Below are 23384 nucleotides of genomic sequence, written 5' to 3'. Positions count from 1 at the left end.
TACATGAAGAAAATTTTATGGGATATAGATGGGACACTTTTAAATTTTGATCTGGCAGAAACTAGCGCTATAAATAAGTGTTTTGAGATATTTAATTTAGAAAAACCGACCGAAGACATGCTTACGGCCTACAAAAATATAAACAATATTTATTGGGAAAGGCTTGAGCGAAATGAGGTTACTAGGGATGAGGTACTATTGGGTAGGTTTAGGGACTTTTTTGAAAAATATGGGATCAAAACTGATATAGTTGAAGACTTCAATCACAATTATCAAATTGAACTTGGAAAGACCTATGTTTTTAATCCTTTCGGCAAGGAGGTTGTAAAAAAAATTTCTGATAAATATGACCAATATGCAGTCACAAATGGATCTCTAACAGCCCAAAGGGGAAAGTTAGAAGGTTCTGATTTGAATAAAATTTTTAAGGAATCCTTTATATCGGAGCTAATAGGTTTTGAAAAACCCGACGAGAGGTTTTTTGAATATGTATTTGATAAAATTGGATCAAGGGTCCTTGAAGATTATGTAATAATAGGAGATTCTCTGACATCAGATATGCTAGGTGGGATTAAAGCAAAAATCAAAACTATTTGGTTTAACCCATATAAGAAGAAAAATCACTTGAATTTACCAATTGATTTTGAGATAAGTTCCCTAAACGAAGTTGAGGATTGTCTAGCAAAAATATTTGAATGATTGCAGAAAACTTGCGAAAAATGTATAATGTTGAAGGAAGTTTTATGTAAATCTTACATAAAAATATTTTTATTTATGAAAACTTTTAAAATCAAGGAGGAGAAATGGATAAGGCGTCGCCCTATCGAAGGTGTAAGAAAATAAGAGACTAGTATAGTGGCGGATTTCTATTTGCCATTATGCAAAAAATATTCTAAGGAATATTTTAACTTAATAGGAGAAATAAATGGCAGAAAGAAATTATAACGTTGATAATCTTAAACAACTCCAATTAGAGATCAACAAGATGAACCCGGTTGATATAGCCGATAGACTTGAGGTATTGCCAGAAAAATCTGTAGCTATTTGGATTAAGCTATTAAATAAGGATTTGCTGGCTGATACCTTTACAGAACTAAAACCAGAAAACAAGGATAGGGTTTTGAAAATCCTATCAGAAGAAAATATCAAAGACCTTGTAAAAGAACTAGACGAAGACGAACTTGTAGATACCTTGCAAGAGCTTCCTGCAAATATGGTTAAGAAGTTAATGACTAGACATATTGATAGCGACAGAAGGGAAATTATTAATGCACTTCTAGGCTATCCAGAAGAATCTGTCGGTTCTATCATGACAGTTAACTTCCTATCAGTGAAGTCAACAGAAACTCCTGCAGCAGCTATGAAAAAAGTCATGGAAAGCGACCTAGACGCGGAAAAACTTGAACAAATTTGGGTTACAGATGAATCTCTAGTCCTAACTGGCTTTGTTTTTATTGCAGACCTTATTAGGAACAAAAAGGCAACCATAGAATCAATCACCCAACAAATAACAGCAGCAGTAAGCCCAACTGATGACCAAGAAGTAGTAGCAAAGCTATCTATCAGGTATGACCTAGGGGAAGTTCCTGTTATTGACTCAGAAGGCAGACTTATCGGTATCGTACCAGCAGAAGACGTAATCGACGTAGTTCATGAAGAGTTACAGGAAGACTTTGCAAATATAACAGGTATTTCAGACCAGGCAGAATCTTATTTAGATGAATCATCACTTAAGATAGCAAAAAACAGGACAACCTGGCTTGTAATATGTTTAATCACAGCAACAATGACAGGTTTCATTATCCAAAGGTATGAAAGCCTCCTTGCCAAAGCAGTAGTTCTAACAGCCTACATACCAATGCTGATGGACTCTGGTGGAAATGCAGGTAGTCAGGCCTCAACAACAATCATGACCCAATTATTTTCAGGAAATTTAACTGCAAAAGATTTTATTAAGGTAATTTTTAAGGAAATGAAGGTTGGTACCCTAGTTTCTTTGGTGCTAGTTGTAATTAACTTTTTAAGGATACTCATAGTTGATAATGTAAATTTGGCTGTAAACTTAACTGTCTCCTTAACCTTATTTTTAACAATAGTTATCTCGAATATAGTAGGTGGTTTGCTACCACTAGTAGCTGATAAATTAAATATAGACCCAACAGTAATGGCAGGTCCACTTATTACAACTATTGTAGATACTGGTGTACTTTTAATTTATTTTGAAGTTGCATCATTATTATTAGGATTATAAAAATCTGATTACAAATTTTAACCGCATGCTTGTATTAGTGTGTGGTTTTTTATTTTTATTATTTAAAGAAAGTGGCTATTTTCAAGGAAATTATTTATAATAATCAAGTTTTATTAATAATTATCAAAAAAATATTTGACAAGATAAATTTGCTGGTGTATATTCTACCTAACGATAAATAAAAGCTATGACATGGAAGAGTAGTTAGGAGAATCTTTTTAGAGAGGTATCGGCTGGTGGAAGATACTAGGATATTTTAACGAAAATCACCATCAAGCTTCCCACTGAAATGTAAGTGGTTGACGGGAGCTCCCGTTATAGAGCTATTCATTAAATGAATTAAGTGCATCATTAGATGAAGAAGAGTGGTACCGCGGAAGGTAAAAATTATGTAATTACCCTTCGTCTCTTTATCCAAGTGGAGTAAGGAGACGAAGGTTTTTTTATTCCCTAAAATTTAGGAGGAAATTATGAAATTAAAAAACAAATTAGCAGTTGGAATGTTACTAGCAGGTATGTTTTTAACAGCTTGCTCAAATAATGGTGGAAATGAAGGCAAAAAAGCAGATGAAGGTTCAAAGAAAGAAGCGAGTGAAACTTTAAAACTAGGAAACTCATCACCATTAACTGGACAAGTTTCAGTTTATGGTATAACAACAAATAATGGTATAAAACTAGCAATTGATGAAGTAAATGCTAATGGTGGAATCCTAGGAAAACAAATTGAGTGGTCTGAATATGATGACAAGGGTGAAATAACCGACGCTGTTACAAACTACAACAACCTTATGCAAGATGAAGTAGAAGCGATATTTGGTGGTGTACCATCAAAACCATCACTTGCTATAGCAGAATCCGCTGCCAAGGACGAAGTTGTATTTATCACACCAACAGGAACTCAAGCAAACATAACAGAAGGTAAGAAAAATGCCTTTAGAACTTGCTTTACAGATCCTTTCCAAGGTGAAGTTCTTGCAAACTTTTCTAAAAACAAACTTGAGGCTAAAAAAGTAGCTATACTAAGAAACCAATCATCAGATTTTTCTATGGGTGTTGCTGATGTATTTAGCAAGAAAGCTGGAGAATTAGGCATGGAAGTTGTTGCTGATGAATCATACGGAGATAGTGATACAGACTTTAAAGCTCAGCTTACAAAGGTTAGAAAAGAAGAACCAGATGTATTATTTATCCCAGATTATTATGAAAAAGTAGCTTTAATAGTTCCACAAGTTAGAGAGGCTGGAATAGACGCAACCTTAGTTGGTGCTGACGGTTGGGATACAGTTTTATCTGTAATGGATCAGTCAAACTTTAAAGCAATAGAAGGTTCATACTTTGCAAATCAATTTACCCTAGAAGATCCAAGTGAAAAAGTTCAAAACTTTATAAAAGCTTACGAAGAAAAATACGGTGAAAAACCATCAACCTTTGCTGCAGAAGGTTACGATACAGTTTATCTATATAAACAAGCAGCAGAAGAAGCTGGCACAACAGAGTGGGATAAGGTAATCGAAGCCCTAAAGAATATAAAATTTGATGGTATAACTGGATCATTCACATATGATGAAAATCACAACCCTATAAAAACAGCAAAAATGATAAAAATAGTAAATGGAGAATATAAATTTGACAGCGATCTTGGGGTTGAATCCAACAAGTAATATATAAAAGGAGATTAAAATGGATTTTGTAACCCAATTGTTTAACGGGCTTCAGCTGGGCAGTATTTATGCCCTTGTAGCCCTTGGATATACAATGGTTTATGGAATTGCAAAATTAATAAATTTCGCCCACGGTGATATTATCATGGTGGGTGGTTATACTGTTTTTTTAGCAATCCAACTACCTTTATTTAAGGCTGGCCTTCCATTATGGTTGGCTATTATTCCTGCAATTTTAGTTTGTACAATCCTAGGAGTAGTCATCGAGAGAGTGGCCTATAAACCCCTAAGAAATTCTTCAAGAATTTCCTTACTCATCACAACAATAGGTGTATCCTTATTTTTACAGAACTTTTTTGTAAAAATATTCACTTCAAGTGCTAAACCTATACCAGCAATATTCCCACAATTTTCTATAAATTTTGGGGGAGTTCACCTTTCTTTTGCTACAATCATCACTATAGTTACAACAATTTTCTTGACCTATGTACTTAGTTTATTTGTAAATAAAACCAAGCATGGCAAGGCTATGCTTGCTGTTAGTGAAGATTATGGGGCAGCCGAACTTGTAGGGATAAATGTAAATCAGGTAATGACATTGACCTTTGCTATAGGGTCTGCTCTTGCAGGCGTGGCATCAGTTTTGTATGTGGCTAGCTATCCTCAAATTCAACCCTTTATGGGGTCAATGCTTGGTATCAAAGCTTTTACTGCAGCTGTTTTAGGAGGGATTGGATTAATTCCAGGAGCTGTAGTTGGTGGTCTAATTCTTGGTATAATCGAAGTTTTAACTAGAGCTTATCTATCAAGTGCCTATGCAGACGCCATAGTATTTGTAGTTTTAATCGTTGTTTTACTTGTACAACCAAATGGTTTATTTGGAAAATTAGAGAAAGAAAAGGTGTGATATGTCAAAAAATAAAAAGAAATCTTATCTTATCACAACCGGATTAGTTATATTATTTTTTGTCTTAGTCCAAGTTCTTATTTCTGCAAATATCTTAAGTAGGTACTGGCAAGGGATTTTAAATTTAATTTGTATAAATATGATAATGGCAGTAAGCCTTAACCTTACTGTCGGTGTTCTTGGACAAATCAACCTAGGACACGCTGGCTTTATGGCAATAGGAGCCTATTCTGCAGGTCTTTTTTTAAAAACTGGGATTGTAACAGGTCTTCCAGCTTTCGTTCTTAGTTTGATAGTAGGTGGTTTTGTTGCTGCTATATTTGGTATTCTCATCGGTCTACCTGTTTTAAGGTTAACAGGAGATTATCTTGCAATAGTAACTCTAGCTTTTGGTGAAATTATTAGGGTTTTGATAGAAAACTTAGGTTTTACAGGTGGAGCCCAAGGTCTTGCGGGAATCCCAAAAACAAATGATTTTTGGAAATTTTTCTTTATGGCAGTTTTTGTTATAACAATGATTTTCACCTGGGCTGAAAGCCGTCACGGAAGGACGGTTTTATCTATAAGAGATAATGAACTTGCAGCAGAAGCTTGTGGGATAAATATTACTAAATATAAGACACAAGCCTTTACCTTATCAGCGATTTTTGCTGGTATAGCTGGTGCACTTTATGCCCAAAATATAGGAGTTCTCGCTGCAAATATATTTAATTATAACAAGTCTTTTGACTATTTGGTAATGGTTGTGCTTGGTGGAATGGGTTCAATTACCGGAGCGATTTTCTCATCAATTGGACTTACAATTATACCTGAACTTTTAAAACCACTAGCTGAATGGAGAATGGTAATCTATGCTATTATCTTAATTGTTGTAATGATTTTTAGACCTCAAGGCCTACTTGGTAGGAAGGAATTTTCTATAAGAAGGTTTTTAAATCTTGATAAGTACAAGAAAGGAGATGTGGAAGGTGAACAGTAAAGAAGTAAGAAATGAAAATGTTCTAGAAATTAATAATTTAAGCATCTCTTTTGGAGGACTTAAGGCAGTTCAAGATGTATCTTTTAGACTTAAAAATGGAGAACTACTTGGACTTATAGGACCAAATGGGGCTGGAAAAACTACCCTATTTAATATGCTTTCAGGAGTTTATACACCAACAAGTGGCGATATAATTCTTGATGGGCAAAAAGTGAATGGAACTAGACCAGACAAGCTTTCAAAACTTGGTGTTGCTAGGACTTTTCAAAATATAAGACTTTTTGATAACCTCACAGTTCTTGATAATGTAAAACTTGCCATGAACCAGTACATGAATTATGGCATGCTAACAGGTATGTTCAGACTTCCCAACTATTGGAAAGAAGAAAATGAAGCAACTGATAAGGCACTAGAAATCCTTAAATTATTTGACCTAGAAAAATATTTTAGGACCTTTGCAGGATCTTTGCCATATGGAGCCCAAAGAAAATTAGAAATTGCAAGGGCCATGGCAACCCGTCCAAAAGTTTTGCTCTTAGATGAGCCAGCGGCAGGTATGAATGAGTCTGAAACTCAAGACCTTATGGATTCAATAAGGTTAATTAGGGAAAAAACTGGTGTTTCAATCCTACTAATAGAACACGATATGAACCTAGTTTTGGGAATTACAGAAAGACTTATAGTGTTAAATTATGGAGAAATCCTCGCAGAGGGTGATCCTCATGATGTAATTTCTAATAAAGAAGTAGTTAAGGCCTATCTTGGTAGTTAGGAGAAAAAATGAGTATTTTAAGAATAGAAAATTTAGTTGTATCCTACGGTAATATCAAGGCCTTAAAAGGGATTAGCCTAAGAGTAGAAGAAGGTGAAGTAGTATCCTTAATTGGTGCCAATGGAGCAGGAAAGACTACTACACTTCAAACAATTTCTGGCCTACTTCCTATAAAAGAAGGCGATATTTTCTTTAATGATAAGTCAATTAAAAAAGAAAAGTCATATAAAATTACAAGAGCAGGTCTTGCTCAAGTTCCCGAAGGTAGGAGGGTTTTTAAGGATCTTTCCGTTGAAGATAACCTCAAATTAGGTTCGATTTCAGTTGGCTGGAGTCCAGAGGAATTGAAACTTGAACTTGATAAGATTTATAAACTCTTCCCAGTATTAAAAGAAAGAAAAAAACAAAAATCCGGTACTCTTTCAGGCGGTGAGCAGCAAATGCTTGCTATGGGTAGGGCGCTTTTGACAAATCCAAAGGTCCTTCTTTTAGACGAACCTTCTATGGGACTTTCACCTTTGTTTGTAGATAAGATTTTCGATACAATAAGGATTTTGAAAGAAGAAGGCAGGACAATTTTACTTGTCGAGCAAAATGCTAACCTAGCCTTAGACATAGCCGACAGGGCCTATGTTTTAGAAACAGGAAAAATTGTAAAAGAAGGAAGAGCATCAGATCTTAAGACAGATCCAGACGTTAAGGCTGCTTATCTTGGTATATAAAATAAGCCTCTCTTTACTTAAAAAGTAAGGAGGGCTTATTTTTTACTTATTAAAATTCTTTGGCTAATTCATAAAGTGTTTTTACGTGGACGCCTGTTGCACCCTTGCCATTTATACCTTGTGGTGCAGATAGGTGAGCAGTTCCTGCTATATCTAAGTGAACCCAAGGATATCCTTCGACAAAGTTTTCGATAAATTGTCCGGCAGTTATTGAGCCAGCAAGTGGTCCGCCAGAGTTTTTAACATCTGCATCATCTGATTCGTTATAGGTTTTATAGAATGGATCATTTGGTAATAGCCAAATTTTTTCATCCATTTTCTTGCTTGCCTTAAGGATTTTTCTGAAGGCATCTTCATCATTTGTAATTGAAGCTGTGTATGTTTCTCCGAGTGCACCTAGGGCTGCACCAGTTAGGGTTGCTAGATCAACTATCATAGCTGGTTTATATTCTGTAGCTGCGTAGTTTACAGCATCAGCAAGGGTAATTCTTCCTTCAGCATCAGTATTATCAACGTCAATTGTCATACCGTTGCGAGCCTTTATAATATCACCTGGTTTATAGGCTCTACCTGAAATTAGGTTTTCACAGGATGCAACAATAGCAACCACATTGACCTTTAGTTCATTTAGGGCTATAGCGTGCATTGCTCCAATTACTGATCCTGCTCCACCCATATCGGTGTGCATGGTCTTCATTCCCTTTGATGTTTTTATAGAATAACCACCTGCGTCATAGGTTAGGCCTTTGCCAACAAGGGCAAGAGGAGCTTTTCCAGGTTCTCCTTTGAGGTATTCCATAACTATAAATCTTGGTTCCTTATCAGAACCTTTTGCTACTTCATAAAAGGCTGTTAGACCCATATCAAGGATTTGGTCCTTACCATAAACTTTTACATCTACTCCTAGGTCTGAAAGATTTTCAACTACTTTTTGGGCTAGACTTTCTGGATAAATATCATTTGATCTAAGATTTACCAAGTCTCTTGCCCAAAATTGTCCATCTAGAACCTTGATAAGTTCTTCAATTTCTTTGCCATAGGAATTTAATTTTTCGTCAAAATTTACATTAATAAATTTATTTTCTTTTTTATCTGATTTATAATAGTTAAAGTCATAAGCAGAAACTACCAAAGCCTCAACAAGACTTAAGGCGAAGGTTTTGTCATCTAAGTTTGTTGGATTTTCCTTTATAGAAATCTCTACAAGCTCTTTCTCCTTAATAAATTTACCAAGAGCGCAAACCGCTTCTTTAAAAATCTCTTTATTAAACTTATCTTCATCTCCAAGACCAAGTAAGATTACTCCGTCATTTGCAAAAATTTCACCTTTATTGGCCTTAAAATATTTGTTTTCAATTTGATTTTTAAAGGCAAATTGAATTTGGTTTGTATCATTATTATTAATATTAGAATTCATATAATCCTCCTTAATTTATCATACATTTTTTTACCATATATTCATACGTTTATTTAATCTTTCTTTAACAAATAATAGGATATAATATAGGTGAGGTGCTCTTATGGGAAAGGAAATTATTCTAAAAGATAAGACAAGGATATATTATAAGGAATATGGTCGAGGTGAAGATTTATTTCTTCTTCACGGCAATGATGGTGATATGACTTATTTTGAGTACCAAATAGGTTATTTATCAAGATATTTCCACTTAATTCTAATTGACTTTAGGGACCATGGGTTCTCTACTAATGAAAAAAATAAGTTAAATTTTGAGCTTTTAGCCAATGATCTAAAGGAAGTTTATGATCAGTTGGGAATAAAACAAGCAAGTTTATTAGGTTTTTCAGATGGGGCAAATCTCTGCCTGGTTTTTCATAAACTATACCCAACCTATGTAAATAAAATGATATTAAACGCTCCCAATGCCAGGTTTAAGGCAATTACCTTTGCAGGAAAAATCCTTATGGTTTTAGAAAATATATTTTGGACGATTTTGCCATTTTTTAAGAGAAATAAAAGGGTGGCAAGACTCCTATTATCAGACTTAGAAATTGAACTTGATGACTTAAGAAATATTGACAATGATACTCTAATATTAGCAGGATCTAATGATTTAATCAGGATTTCCCATATTAAAAAAATTGCAAAAAATATTGATGGATCAAAACTAGTTATTGTTAAAAACCAAGGACACAGGTTGGCAAGAACAGCACCTGAAATTTTTAATAAATTGGTTTACGATTTTTTGGAAGGACGATTATGAAAAAATTTAAAAAATATAAACAAAGTTTGCTTAATATTTTATTTTTGATATTAATAGTAATATCTTTATATTATTTGGCCAAATCTACTTTAAATATTTGGTTAAGGGTCTTAATTGGCCTTGCATTGATAGGATTTTTCCTTAAGGTATTTTTGAATTTTAAAGATGTATTTATAAAAATAAAAGATTCTTATGGAGAAACTGCAGCCAGACTTTTCAAGGAAGCTATACAAAAGATAAACTCTGCTTTTATAGGATTCTACGGTCTCGCTTTTATATTAAGTGCCGATTTTAGTGGATATTTAGAGTATTTTCCCTTCAATGAATTTTCTATAGTAACAGTAGGCTTGTTTAGGTCCTTTGTTGAGTTGATGATAGGTTTTTTATTTATAGTTTTAGCCAGATTTTCATTTTCAAGGCAAGAAAAATCTTTAAAAATCCTTTGCCCACTTCTGACTTTCACAGGCATATATTTGTACCTAGTTGGTGAAACATTAATAGCCCTTATTCCTCTTGGTATAATCGGCTTGACTGCATATTTTACAAGGGATGTCTTAGTCAAGAAAAGTTTTATATACAGTTTTGAAGAAATCTTGATTGATTTTCTTCTTGGTGGTTTCTGGGTAATTATGTATTTTAAAAACACCTTTGCTGCTAGGCCTCTAACAAATTTCCCGATTGTTTATAAATCAATATTTTTCGCTTTTACTTTTTTATCTATGGGATTGGTATTAAAGCTTTTGCTAAAGTTTATGAAAGGCCATGAAGATTTTTTAGTAAAACCAGATTTAGATGAATTTAAGGAATTTTTAATAAAAAACAATGAAAATTCATCAACCTCAGCAGGTCTTGGACTTCTGGGAGATAAATATATTTATTATTATGAAAAAGAAGATGAAAAAAATTTAGCTTTCACTTATCAAATTGTAAATAACAAAATAATTGTTATGGGTGAGCCAATTGGAAAAAGAGAATATCTTGAGGAAGGTCTAAATGATTTTATAAATAAGTGTCAAGCCCTATCTTTAAATCCAATTTTTTACGAAGTAAGAAGAGATTTCACTCTTTTGCTCCATGATTATGGCTATGACTTTATGAAATTTGGGGAAAATGCCTTCTTAGAACTAGATGAATTTAGCTTGGCTGGTAGGAAGAAGTCTAGCCTTAGGAATATATTAAATAGGTTTGAGAAAGATGGGTATGAATTTAAGATTGTAAGTCCACCTTATGATGATTCCACCCTAGATAGACTTGAAATTATATCCAATAAGTGGCTTAAAGGCCGTGAAGAAAAGGGCTTTACTATGGGATTTTTTGACAGGGATTATTTGAGTAATTCAAGTCTTGCGCTGGTCCTTGATCAAAATCAAGAAATAACAGCCTTTACTAGTATTATGCCAAATTACGACGAAAACATTATGACAATAGACCTTATGCGTTATGATACTGATATGAATGTAAATTCTATGATGGACTATTTATTTTTGAATTTATTTATTTATGCAAAAGATAAGGGCTTTAAGTATTTTAATCTTGGCATGGCGCCACTTTCTAATGTTGGAATTTACAAGTCAGCTTATCTTTCTGAAAGAATAGCATCTTTTATTTTTAAGTACGCTGATAGCCTTTATCCTTTTAAGGGTCTTCGTAATTATAAATCAAAATATGCAACAAAATGGGAGAGTAGGTACACTTGCTTTGCCAAAGGGAATTTTATAATCACATCAATATTTGCAATAATCGCAGCAGATAAGGGGAAAATTAAGGAGGATTAAAATTTATTTATATTTATTAGAAGTAAGGATAAAAATATATGATAGTTTCTCGCTTAAGGATAAGAGGAGGACTGTAAAAAGTATTTTAGACTATGCTAGGAATAATTTGTCTATATCTGCATCAGAAGTTAGTGACCATGAATTTGTAAATATGGCAAGCCTCGCCTTTGTGGCTGTTTCAAATGATAATGAATTTTCAAAATCTCTTTTAGAAAAAGTCATAAAAAGGATTGAGGATAATTATCAGGTTGAAATCCTAGAAGAAAATATGCAGAGATTAATTTAACTTGTAGTGGGGTATTAAGTAGAGAGATAAAAACCATAGGAGGAAAAATGAAAATTATTTGCTATAGCAAGTGTTCGACTTGTAAAAGTGTATTAAAGATAATGGATGAAAAAGGATTAAAATACGAAATAAGGGATATTAAGGAAGAAAATCCGACTAAGAAAGAAATCAAAAAATGGCACGAAGCTACAGATTACGATATAAAGAGATTTTTCAATACTTCTGGAATGATCTATAGGCAAGAAAATCTTAAAGATAAGCTTGACGGAATGAGCCTTGATGAGAAATACGAAAAGCTTGCCACTGATGGAATGCTTGTAAAAAGACCAATTCTATTATTAGATGATGGACAGATTCTTGTTGGTCCTGACGTTAGAAAATACGTTGAAGCCTTATAAAACATTGCAAAATCACTGATAAAGGTGTATCATATTAAAAACTTTAGGGGTTAGATATGAGAAAAAAATTAACTTTATCAGAAAACTTATTAATTGGCTCCTTGTTATTTGGTTTGTTTTTTGGTGCTGGAAACTTGATTTTCCCACTAGAATTAGGCCAAAGATCAGGAGCCAATATTTCGTTAGTAACTATTGGATTTTTGCTATCGGCAGTTAGCTTGCCAATCCTTGCAGTAGTTGCAACTGCAGCAAGTGATAGTGAGAGTCTATTTGATTTGTCAAAGGCTGCAGGAAGAAAGTTTGCCTACTTTTTTACAACGCTTTTATACATAACAATAGGGCCTGGATTTGCTATTCCAAGGACAGCTACAACAACATATGAGGTTGTTTTTGAAGGTAATGAGAGTTTTTACAATTCATTTGGGCTCTTGATTTTTTCTTTGGTGTTTTTTGCCTTGGTATTGTATTTTTCAATAAAAAAAGCAAAACTTATTGATACTATCGGAAAATTTATGACACCTATATTTTTGATCCTGTTGTCTTTTTTATTAATATTAACTATTTTTAGACCTATGGGTCCAGTAGGGATATCAGCTCCAGACCTTAAGTATTCAAAGAACCCTATACCAGTAGGTATCGTAGATGGATATAATACATTAGATGCTCCGGCTGGTCTAGCCTTTGCGATTATTATTATATCAAATATAAAAGATTTGGGAGTAACAGATAAAAAATCAATGGCTCTTGAGACATTAAAATCAGGAGTTGTTTGTCTTTTTGCTATGTCACTAATATATGCAGGCCTTTCCTATATGGGAGGAGCTTCTGCAAACATATTAGATAAGTATGAAAATGGGGCTGTTATTTTATCAAATATTTCTGAATATTATTTAGGAAATCTTGGCCACATTCTACTTTCGATAATTGTTTTTTTGGCATGTTTAAAAACTGCAATTGGTCTTGTATCCGCATGCTCTGAAATGTTTGAAGAGATGTTTAAAAATAGACTTACATACAAAACATATTGCATAATATTTTCCTTTGTATCACTCTTGATAGCTAATTTGGGTCTTAAACAAATTATAGCCTTGTCTTTGCCAGTGCTAATGTTCATTTATCCAATATCAATAGTCTTGATAGGTCTTTCTATCATTTCAATATTTATAGGAAAGAGGAAATTTGTATATCAAGTAAGCCTTGGAATCACCGCCTTATTTGCTTTTCTAGACTTTTTAAAGTCAAGTCCTGATTTTATTAGCAAATCAAATCTTGTTGTGAAAGTTATTGATATATCAAGTAGTATCCTTCCAGGTTTTGAGACAGGTTTTGCATGGATTTTACCAAGCTTGCTTGCTTTTGGAATAGCACTAATAATTGATAAGAAACGTGCTTTAAATTGAATTAAAATTAATAAAAAGTATGATACTTATTAGATTTTTTGAGAGGTTAATATGAGTGATTTTATACTGAGCGCTAGTTCGACCGTTGATATTCCTAGGGAAGAGCTAGAAAAAGAAAATATAAAATGGATTGGCTTTCCCTATCAAATTGATGGTGTAGATTATATAGATGATTTGGGTCTAACTATAAGTTTAGATGAATTTTATCAAAAGCTTGATGAAGGAGCTTTGGCAACAACTAGTCAAATAACCTATCTAACATATATAAAATATTTTAAAGACTTACTAGAAGAAGGTAAGGACATTTTACACATGTGTCTTTCATCAGGAATGACAGGTGAGTACCAACAAGCCCTTATGGCAAAAAAAGAGCTTGAAGAAAAGTATCCTGATAGAAAAATATACATTTTAGATAGCCTTACAGCTACATCCTGTGAAGGCCTGCTTCTGCTTGCTATAAATGAACTTCGAAAAGAAGGTAAACCAATTGAAGAGGTATTTAATTGGGCAGAAGCAAATAGGATTAAGGCGAATGCTGTATTTTTCACTTCAGATCTAACTTATCTTGTAAGGGGAGGCAGGTTATCAAAGGCAGCAGGTTCTTTTGGTAATATGTTAAATATCTGCCCAATCATGGAAGCAAATTCTGAGGGTAAGATTATTGTGATAGATAAAATCAGAACAAAGAAAAAAGCCATGAAGGCTTTGGTTAAGAAAATAATGAGTCGTTTAATTAAGGATTTTCCTTATAAACACGAAATATTTATTGTTCACACCCATGCTTACGATGATGCACTTGAGCTTAAAGATAGGCTTGAAAAATCACTAGAAGATTATAGATGTGATATAAAAATATACGAAATAGGAACAACTGTAGGTAGTCACTTAGGGCCAGGAACTGTTGGTGCATGTTTCTGGGGAGAGGGAAAAACTATATAAGGATGTCCGCTCGGGCGGCTCCTTTTTTTATGAGGTAAATTATGAGATTAAGACACAAACCAAATGCTATTCCACACATGCAAGAAAGTCCATACATAATATTTAATCCAGAAAAATATAAGGGCTCCTGGAATGATTTATTTAAGAATAATAATGAAATAGAACTTGAGATAGGAGCTGGCAAGGGAGATTTTATTGTAAATAAGGCGATGAAAGAGACCGATAAAAATTTCCTTGCACTGGAGATGAATACAAATGCTTTTGTATCTGCTTGTAAGAAAATAGAAGAAAACGAGCTTAGAAATGTCTATGGAATAGTTGGTAAGGCTGAAGACTTGATTGAAATGTTTGGAGAAAATGAAGTATCAAAGATTTACTTGAATTTTTCTACTCCATGGCCAAAAAAACGCCACAACAAAAGGAGACTTTCTCACGAAAATTTCCTTAAACTATACCAAGTTATTTGTAAAACTGGAGCAGAGATTGAGCTTAAGACAGATAATGAAGTATTTTTTGATGCTAGCCTAGACTATATGAAAGACTTTGGTATGGAAATAATTGAGGTTAACAGAAATCTGTCTGAAGAAAATTCTATTGTAACTGAATATGAGAGAAAATTTAGAAATAGAAATATGCCGATATTTCATTTAATAGGAAAATTTAAATAGAATATTAGAAAAAACAAAGTACAGTTTAAGTAAATAAATATTTAGGGAGAATAAATGAAAAAAGCTAAAAAAATGTTTTTGGGACTTTTGGGTCTAATAGTAATAGTTTTTGCTTCATATTTCTTTGGTATGAAAAACATGCTGTTTAACTCAGAGACAAAGGTTTCATCAGATATTATAAAAAATCAAATTCTTTCAGTTAAGGAATTGACAACTCTAAAGTATAAATACACAAATGTAGGTTCTTTTGAAAACCAACAAGAATTCTATGGAATGAAATTACCTTTTACCCAAAAGAAGTTCATTATTTCTTATGATGGGGAGGTAAATGCTGGGATTAATCTTGAGGAAGCCAAGGTTAGCCTAAATGAGGATGATAAAAAAATAAATATCCAAATTCCACATGCAGTAATTTTAAACCATGTAATAGATGAAGATTCTCTAACTATTTTTGATGAGAAACACTCAATATTCAATCAATTAGAAGTCAAAGATTTTTCTGACTTTAGAAAAGATGAAATGAAAAAGGTTGAAAAAGATCTTGAAGAAAAGGGATTTTTACAAGAAGCTGACGAGAAAACCAAGGAGGCTATAGTAGAAATCCTCAAGATAAACCCACTATTAGAAGAATATACAATCGAATTTAACTAAAAAATACCCTTAGGATATAGATTCTAAGGGTATTTTTATTGGTAGCTTTCAGTAAAAATTTAAAGTAATGATTATAATCCGAGATGCGCTCCAAATTTTCCTAATGCATAGCCAAACTTATAAATTAGAAAGATGGTTATGAGAGATGCTAGTATGAAATAAGATGCTGGGTAATCTTTTTTATATTTTTTTATATGCTCCATAAATTTTCCTCCACTTACATTTTCTGTTCTTGTATTTAGTTATTTGTTATTATAAGCTTATATGGTCAAAAATCAACTTGGATCACAAAGTCAACTTATAGATTAGGCTAACTAAGGGATAGAGGATTATTTGATGGGTGAGATATATTGGCATTGAATATCTACCGATTTTTCCTAGTAGATTTTCTTTTATGTCAAAATCATAAAAGTTTTTCTCCTGTAAAAATTTTCCCAAAGAAAGACCTGCTAAAAAGGCAAAAAGCCAAGGGACTAATGGAAAGTAGTCATTTGAATAAAAGTCAAATGATGGAAAGCCTATAGGAAATAGATTCGTTTGGTAAAGGCCATTAAAAAAACTATTATCCCATAAAAGTCCAGCTGGAATTTTGTAGGAAAAGGCAAAGGCAAGTAGGAAAACTGGCCATAGTTTAGGGCTAATTAAATTTTGTACCAAACCAGCGATTACCATTGATAGGCCCAGGCCGTTTAAAACTCCCCAAATAATTAATTGGTCTTTTGCAAAAAAATATGTGACTAGTGTGATCGCAAATCCAATTAAGCTAGTGATTATTCCTCTTTTTATATTTTTCTTTGGATTTAAAAAACTAGAGGTAATACCAGAAATGGTAAAAAATGACATGGCGATAGATAACTGCCAAATTTTATTAAAAACAGTCCCATCATAAAAATCCAAGGTCCAATAGTAGTTTATATTGTAAAATAAGTGAAAGAGGACCATAGAAATTATTGTAAATCCTCTGAAAGTGTCTATTATTTTTATTCTTTTCATAAAATCTCCTCACTTTATTATAACATAAGGTAAAATAAACTTATAAAGTTTCTGGAGGAAATATGAAAAATTTTGATGATTATTTAGATTATTTATATGGGAGAGGCTCTTCTGGGGAAGACCACACCCTTAGAAATATAAGAAAAGTAATGGAAGCTTTTGACAATCCCCAAGATAAGATAAAAGTTATTCACGTTGCAGGGACAAATGGCAAGGGCTCTACAGCAAAGATGCTTGCTAATGTTCTTTCAAAAAAAATTAAATGCGGCATATTTACATCGCCTTATATGGTTAGGATAAATGAGGAAATTTCAATCAATGGAGTAGATATAAGTGATGAAGACTTTTGTGACCTTATGGATAGGATTCGACCTGTTGCTGAAAAGTGTGATGAGGAAGGTTACCACATAACCTATTTTGAGTTTTTAACAGCAATGGTTTATATTTATTTTTATGAGCAGAAAGTAGATGTTGCAGTAATAGAAGTGGGTCTTGGCGGCAGTCTTGATTCTACAAATATTATAAAAAGTCCATTGGCATCTGTGATTTGCTCGATTTCAATGGACCATATGAATGTTTTGGGATCTACTATTGAAGAAATTGCTTCAAATAAGGCAGGAATAATAAAAAAGAACCGCCCTGTTTTTGTTTATCCACAAACAAGTGATAAAGCTTTTGATATTATAAAAGAAAAAGCTAGGGAAGAGGACTCAGAATTATTTACTTTTGAAAAAGATGAAATAAAAATAAAAGAAGTTTCTAATGAGGGAAATATTTTTGATTTTCAGACCTATAAGGATATACATACAAGTCTTCGAGGTAAGCACCAAATTTATAATGCCAGCCTTGTTCTTATGGTTTTAGATTATTTTAAAGATGACTTTAACCTTAGCGAAGAAGATATAAAAGATGGAATAAAAGAAACTTACAATCCTGGAAGACTTGACTTAGTAAGGACAAACCCTAGAGTCCTATTAGATGGATCTCATAATAAGGAATCGATAGACGCTCTTTTAGAAAGTCTTAAAAATTTTGAATACGAAAAATTGATTGTTGGTTTTTCAATACTAAAAGATAAGGACCATAAAGATATAATAAGAGATATTGCAGGCCTTTCTGACAAGCTAATCATAACTTATATTGATGAAAATCCAAGAGCTCTTGATACAAAAGAAATAGAAAATGAGGCGAGTGATTTTGCTTCAGACATTGTTATTATTGAAGATAACAAAGAAGCTTATGAATATTCTTTAAAACAAGCCGGAGAGAAAGATTTGATTCTTTGGTGTGGGTCTCTTTATCTTGTTGGGAAAATCTTATCATTTATAGGAAAATAGTTTCAATTTCTATAACCTGTCTAGTAAAAAATCGTCCAAAGACTCTAGTCAAGGGACGATTTTTTTACTTAATTAGATTTTTTGCTGAAGAATAAAATTCAGACGGAAGGGTTTTTTTACCATTTCTTTTCTTTAAAGCTAGGATATATAAATTTTCCCTTGCACGGGTCATTCCTACATAAAAGACCCTTCTTTCTTCCTCGAGACTTGCCTCCGGATCTTTATCATAATCTATTATAGGAAATTCATTTTTGTTCATATCTATTATAAATGTCTTGTCATATTCAAGACCTTTAGACCTATGAATGCTTTGAAGGATGAGATTTGATGGTGGCATGAGCTTGATTTTTTTCTTCAAATTTAGAATTTTCCTATCAAAATCTTCTATTGTTTCTAGGTCTTTGGTAAAATTTATTAAGCTTTCTACAAAGAGGTCCTTATTAATGACTTCTTCTGCAAATTTATTTGCCTTAAGTGAGGAGTATTCTTTGTAACCTAGGTATTTGTAAATGTAGGAAATTTTCCTTGATAGGGGAAGCTTACGCATATGTCTTAATTTTTTCTCTATATCATATAAAGAATTTTTCCTGTCATAATCTAAAATTTCGTAGAAAAAGTCGAAAATATCTAGGTTTATAGGTTTCGTTCTTAGTTTTTCTACTTCAGTTTTTTTGAGATAGGTCTTTATCTTGTAATAAACATTTTCAAAAGCTTCTACATTTGAAAAATCGTCTGAAAACTTGATTATATCAAAGAAATCATCGATTATTTGAGACTTAAAAAAATCCAAAAAGTCATTATTAATAGCAAAATCCATCCCATCATCAAGAAGGAAAGTAACTAGGTTGATGGCTGAAATATTATTTCTAAATAAAATCGCATTTGACTTTGATAAATCTATATTCTTTTTGATAAAATTATACTGATCATAAGCATCTTTAAGAGTTTTAATTATAATTTTTTCACCATCAGATTTTTTACTGATAAGGTCTTTTTCGTAACGAAAATTATTATCTTTGATAAAATCTCCAGCAAGCTTCGCTATATTTTTGCTTGACCTATGATTTTCATTCATAATAATAATTTCAGCTCCTGGATAATAATCTTTAAAATTTAATAGATAATCAGGATTAGCTGCCCTAAATGAATAGATAGACTGGTCGTCATCAGCAACCACCATAAAATTATTATTTAGGCCGACAATTCTGTTTAAAATTTCAAATTGCAAGAGCGAAGTGTCTTGACCTTCGTCCAACTGGAAGTATTGGTATTTTTTCTGGATTGATTTTAAAAGTCTCGGATTTTCATCAAGGAGCCTAAGGGCAATGGTCTGCATATCATCAAAGTCTATGTAGTTATTTGATTTTTTAAAATTTTCATAAACTTCATAGACTTTTTCTATATTTTTAATCCTGACTTGTTGAAGGTAAGCCTCATCAAGCATTGCATTTTTCATGTAGGATGTTTCTGTAAAAAATGTTAAAACATCTTCTCTTGAAACTTTTTTATTATTAATATCCTGGTAGATGCGTCTTACTAGGTCGTATTTGTTATAGGCATCAGTTGATTCAAGAAGTCTTAATTCTTTATGGTATTTTTTTAGGTAATTTCTTATAATAAGGTAGCAAAAAGCGTGGATGGTCATTATGTTTGTATCATCAGATCCGAAGCGATTTTTCATATCGATTGCCTGGGTCCTAGAAAAAGTTAAGGTTAAAATCTTATTTTGTGGAATATTTTTACTTAAATTATTAATTCTTTCTAGGAGCATTGTAGTTTTGCCAGCACCTGGCACTGCAAGGACTAGGCAGGGTCCATCTACAAAGTTTGCAGCCTTATTTTGTACATCTGTTAATATCATATTATCATCATACCATATATTTTTTTGAAAAATATGATAAAATAGTAGGTAGGTATAGTATAATAATAGAAGTAGAATAAAAATATGGGGGATAATATGCTTACAACACAATTTTTAAAATCTAGAACTTCAACAAGAGATTTCAAAGATATGGAGCTTAATAAAGCTGATCTAGAAAAACTCGATAAGATTATTGATTCAGAAATTATAAAATTAGGCAAGGACGACCTAGCTTTTATAGTGCAAACTGATGGAGAAAAAGTTTTTAAGGCCCTAGAAGGAAAGGCTGGCTACAAGGGAGTTATGATTAAGGCTCCAGCTTACTTAGCTCTTAATATTTTAAATGATGATTCAGCAAGCTTAGTAAAGGGTGCTTATGGTATAGAAGAAATAATTACAGAATTAGACAAGATGGGCATTGGCAATTGCTGGATAACAGTAGCTGACGTAGAAGATTCTGTTAAAAAAGGTGCATTTGATTATGACAAGGGAGAGGTTAGACTTCTTCTTGCTATAGGTTATCCTGTAGATGAGACTGTTAGAGAACACCAATTCGACGACAGGAAGGGTATAGGTGAATTTGTATTTATAGACCAACTTGGAAAAAAAGCTACAAATGAAGACCTTGAACAAAGAGGTCTAGATGAGATTTTTGCCTATGCAAGATTTGCACCATCTGCCTACAACGCCCAACCTTGGAGATTTGTCCTTGTTGATGATTTAATTAAACTTTATATCGAAGATTACAAGGGAGAAGTAAATTTACTCGACGCAGGTATAATTATGTACTACCTTGATAAGCTTGGAGAATCTATCTCAATGGGATCAAAATGGGATATAAAACCAGAAATTAATGACGACAAATACGTCTATATAGCAAGCAAACAACTATAAGATAAAGGGCGCCAAGGCGTCCTTTTTAGGAGAGTGAAATATTGATTAGAATTTATAACGAAACATATTTTGAAAAAATGAGAAAGGCAGCTGAGGTTTTATGTCAAACCCACCTTGCCTTAAAAGAAGTAATTAGACCAGGCCTAACAACTAACGACCTTGATAAATTCGCCAATAAATTTATTGTTGATCACAAAAAGGCAATACCAGCTCAACTTGGTTACCAAGGATTTCCATTTACTTTATGTACGTCAGTTAATGATGAGATATGCCACGGCTATCCAACAGACAGACCACTTAGGGAAGGGGATATTTTATCAATAGACAATGTAATTAACCTTGACGGTGGCCTTGCTGATTCATGTTGGACCTATAAAATAGGTAAGATGAGCGAAGAAGATCAAAAATTAGTTGATGTAAATCTAGAAGCCTTAAATAGGGCCATAAAAGTGGCGCTTCCTGGCAATAGGATTGGTGATATTGGCGCCGCTATCCAAGAATGTGTAGAAGGTGAAAACGGATTTTCCGTAATTCGTGACTTTATCGGACACGGAATTGGTAAGGAAATGCACGAAGACCCACAAGTTCCTCACTATGGCAAAGCAGGTAGGGGACCTAGGATTCAACCTGGCATGGTCTTTACAATTGAGCCAATGATTGCTTTAGGTGATTGGCATATGAAGCTTGATGATAATGGTTGGACTGCGAGGACAGTTGATGGATCAAAGGTAAGTCAGTTTGAACACCAGCTTATAATCCATGAAGATGGACCAGAAATCATAACAGATCAAAGCTTGTATAAATTAACAGAAGAAGATTTAGAATTTATAAAGAACTATAAATTTTAAGGAAAAAAATCTACCCGCATTGGGTAGATTTTTTATTGCTTGTCTAAATCAAGTTGAATTTGGTTTTTGGTTTTTTCTCTTTCACTCATTTTTTCGTTGTAGCAAGACCTGCACAAAGGTTCGTACACGTCTTCAGATCCTATTTGAATTCTCGAATCATCACTAGATTTTCTGTAGGATGCCCAAGCATCTTCACCACATGAAGCGCAGATGGCGTGGTGTTTGATTAACTCATCTGCTAAGGGCATAATTTCCTTTATAATTTCAAATGGTTTTGTTTTATAATCCATATCTAGTCCTGATACAACAATAGTAATGTTTTTAGCCATAAGCTTGTTGAAAATATCAACAACTTCGCTTGGTTCATTTGGGAAAAACTGAAGTTCATCAATCCCGATTGCATCTATTTCATTTTTCTTAACATAGTCTATGATTTCATTAAGGTTTTCAATCTTAATCGCATCAAGGGATAGGTTATCGTGGGAGACAATTTTTTTATCGCTATCTCTATTATCAACAGCAGGTTTAAACGCAACAGTTTTATAATTTGCAATGGTCATTCTGTAAAGCTCTCTCCATAGAGATGTGGTTTTACCAGAAAACATTGATCCAGTGTGAACTATAAGCTTGCCCTGCTTTTTAATCATTTTTTTATACATTAAACTTAAATTCCACTACATCGCCGTCTTGCATGATGTAGTCCTTGCCTTCCATGCGGAGTTTGCCAGCTTCCTTAGCTTTTGCTTCACTACCTGCAGCAACTAAATCATCATAAGAAACAATATCTGCCATGATAAAGCCACGAGCAATGTCTGAGTGGATTTTACCAGCTGCATCTTGTGCGCGAGTTCCCTTTGTTATAGTCCAAGCACGAGTCTCAACTTCACCTGTTGTTAGGTATGAAATGAGGTTTAGGGTTTTGTAAGAATCTTTAATTACTCTATCTGTACCAGATTCAGATAGACCAATCATTTCTAAAAATTCAGCTCTTTCTTCTTCGGTTTCAAGCTCTGAAATCTCTTGTTCAATTTTGGCTGATACTACAGAAACTTCTGCGCCTTCGTTTTTGGCAAAATTTCTTACGATTTCTACGTACTTGTTGCTGGCACCGTCATCTGCGGCATCTTCTTCGTTGACGTTACAAACATAGATAATAGGCTTAGTTGATAAAAGTTGGTAGGACCTTAAGAGTTTTTTCTCTTCTTCATTAAGATCAAGAATCCTTGCTGACTTTCCTTCTTCAAGGACTGCTACGATTTTTTCTAAAACTTCAACCTCTGCTCTTGCACTCTTATCAGCTCTAGCAACTTTTCTTTTCTTTTCCAAAACTTTGTCCACAAGTTCAAGGTCAGATAAGATAAGTTCTAAATTTATTGTTTCAATATCCCTTAATGGGTCAACAGAACCATCAACATGGGTTACATTTGGGTCGTCAAAACATCTTAAAACTTCAACAATAGCATCAGTTTCTCTGATATTTGATAAGAACTTATTTCCAAGTCCTTCGCCCTTACTAGCTCCCTTTACAAGTCCAGCTATATCGTAAAATTCAACAACAGCTGGAACAATCTTTTTAGATTTACTCATTTCAGACAGAACATTTAATCTCTCATCAGGCACATTAACGAGTCCTACATTAGGATCGATAGTAGCAAATGGATAGTTTGCCACAAGGGCACCTGCTTTGGTTATGGCATTAAATAATGTTGATTTGCCAACATTAGGTAGGCCGACAATTCCTAGTTTCATCTTATTCACTCTCTCTTTTTTAATTTATATAACGCTTATATTATAATGGATTTAAAGAAAAAATCAATCAA

The 23384-nt window shown here is 33.3% G+C and carries 23 protein-coding genes and 1 other annotated feature; of the genes, 18 read left to right on the top strand and 5 right to left on the bottom strand.

Annotation, left to right across the window (positions count from 1 at the left end):
- Nucleotides 1-3: 3 nt before the first annotated feature.
- The 7 genes from J2Z38_RS02980 (at nucleotide 4) to J2Z38_RS02950 (ending at nucleotide 7292) form a co-directional block, all read left to right on the top strand.
- Nucleotides 4-699, top strand: a complete 696-nt coding sequence (locus tag J2Z38_RS02980; protein ID WP_209772241.1) for a YjjG family noncanonical pyrimidine nucleotidase — start codon at nucleotides 4-6, stop codon at nucleotides 697-699.
- Nucleotides 700-925: 226 nt separating this feature from the next.
- Nucleotides 926-2251, top strand: a complete 1326-nt coding sequence (gene mgtE, locus J2Z38_RS02975) for a magnesium transporter (protein WP_209772239.1) — start codon at nucleotides 926-928, stop codon at nucleotides 2249-2251.
- A 178-nt stretch (nucleotides 2252-2429) separates the two neighbouring features.
- Nucleotides 2430-2664 (top strand) — a binding site (T-box leader).
- A gap of 57 nt (nucleotides 2665-2721) precedes the next feature.
- On the top strand, nucleotides 2722-3912 hold the full coding sequence (locus J2Z38_RS02970) for an ABC transporter substrate-binding protein (RefSeq protein ID WP_209772236.1): 1191 nt from the start codon (nucleotides 2722-2724) through the stop codon (nucleotides 3910-3912).
- Nucleotides 3913-3931: 19 nt separating this feature from the next.
- Complete coding sequence (locus J2Z38_RS02965; protein WP_209772234.1) at nucleotides 3932-4819, top strand: branched-chain amino acid ABC transporter permease; 888 nt, start codon at nucleotides 3932-3934, stop codon at nucleotides 4817-4819.
- 1 nt (nucleotide 4820) lies between these two features.
- Entirely contained in the window at nucleotides 4821-5798 is a 978-nt protein-coding gene (locus J2Z38_RS02960; protein WP_209772232.1) for a branched-chain amino acid ABC transporter permease, read from the top strand.
- A complete protein-coding gene (locus tag J2Z38_RS02955; protein ID WP_209772229.1) occupies nucleotides 5779-6570 on the top strand; it encodes an ABC transporter ATP-binding protein in 792 nt (263 codons plus the stop codon). Before J2Z38_RS02960 ends, J2Z38_RS02955 begins: the two co-directional genes overlap by 20 nt.
- An 8-nt stretch (nucleotides 6571-6578) precedes the next feature.
- Nucleotides 6579-7292, top strand: a complete 714-nt coding sequence (locus tag J2Z38_RS02950) for an ABC transporter ATP-binding protein (RefSeq protein ID WP_209772227.1) — start codon at nucleotides 6579-6581, stop codon at nucleotides 7290-7292.
- Nucleotides 7293-7341: 49 nt separating this feature from the next.
- On the opposite strand, the gene J2Z38_RS02945 is transcribed toward J2Z38_RS02950, so the two are convergent.
- On the bottom strand, nucleotides 7342-8709 hold the full coding sequence (locus J2Z38_RS02945) for a leucyl aminopeptidase (protein ID WP_209772225.1): 1368 nt from the start codon (nucleotides 8707-8709) through the stop codon (nucleotides 7342-7344).
- 103 nt (nucleotides 8710-8812) lie between these two features.
- Here J2Z38_RS02945 and J2Z38_RS02940 point away from each other — a divergent pair, with 103 nt between their 5' ends.
- From J2Z38_RS02940 to J2Z38_RS02905, 8 genes are read left to right on the top strand one after another with little or no spacing between them, the layout of a single operon-like run.
- Nucleotides 8813-9514 (top strand): alpha/beta fold hydrolase, encoded by a 702-nt coding sequence (locus J2Z38_RS02940; RefSeq protein WP_209772223.1) that lies wholly within the window; start codon nucleotides 8813-8815, stop codon nucleotides 9512-9514.
- Complete coding sequence (locus J2Z38_RS02935; RefSeq protein WP_209772220.1) at nucleotides 9511-11289, top strand: phosphatidylglycerol lysyltransferase domain-containing protein; 1779 nt, start codon at nucleotides 9511-9513, stop codon at nucleotides 11287-11289. Before J2Z38_RS02940 ends, J2Z38_RS02935 begins: the two co-directional genes overlap by 4 nt.
- Complete coding sequence (locus J2Z38_RS02930; protein ID WP_209772469.1) at nucleotides 11264-11575, top strand: DUF503 domain-containing protein; 312 nt, start codon at nucleotides 11264-11266, stop codon at nucleotides 11573-11575. The genes J2Z38_RS02935 and J2Z38_RS02930 overlap by 26 nt, the downstream gene beginning before the upstream one ends.
- A gap of 47 nt (nucleotides 11576-11622) precedes the next feature.
- Nucleotides 11623-11973, top strand: coding sequence for a Spx/MgsR family RNA polymerase-binding regulatory protein (locus tag J2Z38_RS02925; RefSeq protein ID WP_209772218.1), 351 nt, complete (start codon nucleotides 11623-11625; stop codon nucleotides 11971-11973).
- 56 nt (nucleotides 11974-12029) lie between these two features.
- Nucleotides 12030-13373 carry a branched-chain amino acid transport system II carrier protein gene (gene brnQ / locus J2Z38_RS02920; protein ID WP_209772216.1) on the top strand — a complete coding sequence of 448 codons (1344 nt, stop codon included), beginning with the start codon at nucleotides 12030-12032 and terminating at the stop codon, nucleotides 13371-13373.
- A 51-nt stretch (nucleotides 13374-13424) separates the two neighbouring features.
- Nucleotides 13425-14312 (top strand): DegV family protein, encoded by an 888-nt coding sequence (locus J2Z38_RS02915; protein WP_209772214.1) that lies wholly within the window; start codon nucleotides 13425-13427, stop codon nucleotides 14310-14312.
- 41 nt (nucleotides 14313-14353) lie between these two features.
- Nucleotides 14354-14980 (top strand): tRNA (guanosine(46)-N7)-methyltransferase TrmB, encoded by a 627-nt coding sequence (gene trmB / locus J2Z38_RS02910; protein ID WP_209772212.1) that lies wholly within the window; start codon nucleotides 14354-14356, stop codon nucleotides 14978-14980.
- A gap of 54 nt (nucleotides 14981-15034) precedes the next feature.
- On the top strand, nucleotides 15035-15631 hold the full coding sequence (locus J2Z38_RS02905; RefSeq protein WP_209772210.1) for a DUF4230 domain-containing protein: 597 nt from the start codon (nucleotides 15035-15037) through the stop codon (nucleotides 15629-15631).
- Nucleotides 15632-15916: 285 nt separating this feature from the next.
- On the opposite strand, the gene J2Z38_RS02900 is transcribed toward J2Z38_RS02905, so the two are convergent.
- Nucleotides 15917-16624: a heparan-alpha-glucosaminide N-acetyltransferase gene (locus J2Z38_RS02900; protein ID WP_209772208.1), complete on the bottom strand. Its 708-nt coding sequence runs from the start codon at nucleotides 16622-16624 to the stop codon at nucleotides 15917-15919.
- 62 nt (nucleotides 16625-16686) lie between these two features.
- Here J2Z38_RS02900 and J2Z38_RS02895 point away from each other — a divergent pair, with 62 nt between their 5' ends.
- Nucleotides 16687-17961, top strand: a complete 1275-nt coding sequence (locus J2Z38_RS02895) for a bifunctional folylpolyglutamate synthase/dihydrofolate synthase (protein WP_209772205.1) — start codon at nucleotides 16687-16689, stop codon at nucleotides 17959-17961.
- 64 nt (nucleotides 17962-18025) lie between these two features.
- On the opposite strand, the gene J2Z38_RS02890 is transcribed toward J2Z38_RS02895, so the two are convergent.
- Nucleotides 18026-19822, bottom strand: coding sequence for an ATP-dependent helicase (locus J2Z38_RS02890; RefSeq protein ID WP_209772202.1), 1797 nt, complete (start codon nucleotides 19820-19822; stop codon nucleotides 18026-18028).
- A gap of 96 nt (nucleotides 19823-19918) precedes the next feature.
- Here J2Z38_RS02890 and J2Z38_RS02885 point away from each other — a divergent pair, with 96 nt between their 5' ends.
- Complete coding sequence (locus J2Z38_RS02885) at nucleotides 19919-20716, top strand: nitroreductase family protein (protein WP_209772200.1); 798 nt, start codon at nucleotides 19919-19921, stop codon at nucleotides 20714-20716.
- 41 nt (nucleotides 20717-20757) lie between these two features.
- Nucleotides 20758-21564: a type I methionyl aminopeptidase gene (gene map / locus J2Z38_RS02880; protein WP_209772198.1), complete on the top strand. Its 807-nt coding sequence runs from the start codon at nucleotides 20758-20760 to the stop codon at nucleotides 21562-21564.
- Nucleotides 21565-21596: 32 nt separating this feature from the next.
- Here the strand turns inward: map and J2Z38_RS02875 are convergent, their stop codons facing one another.
- Together J2Z38_RS02875 and ychF are read right to left on the bottom strand one after the other, a co-directional pair.
- Nucleotides 21597-22223, bottom strand: coding sequence for a thymidine kinase (locus J2Z38_RS02875; protein WP_209772197.1), 627 nt, complete (start codon nucleotides 22221-22223; stop codon nucleotides 21597-21599).
- Complete coding sequence (gene ychF, locus J2Z38_RS02870) at nucleotides 22216-23313, bottom strand: redox-regulated ATPase YchF (RefSeq protein ID WP_209772195.1); 1098 nt, start codon at nucleotides 23311-23313, stop codon at nucleotides 22216-22218. Before ychF ends, J2Z38_RS02875 begins: the two co-directional genes overlap by 8 nt.
- Nucleotides 23314-23384 lie beyond the last annotated feature (71 nt).

Source organism: Anaerococcus degeneri (assembly GCF_017874475.1).
Classification (GTDB): domain Bacteria; phylum Bacillota; class Clostridia; order Tissierellales; family Peptoniphilaceae; genus Anaerococcus; species Anaerococcus degeneri.
Note: the sequence above shows the minus strand (reverse complement) of the source record. Positions and strands in the feature narration are given on the sequence as shown.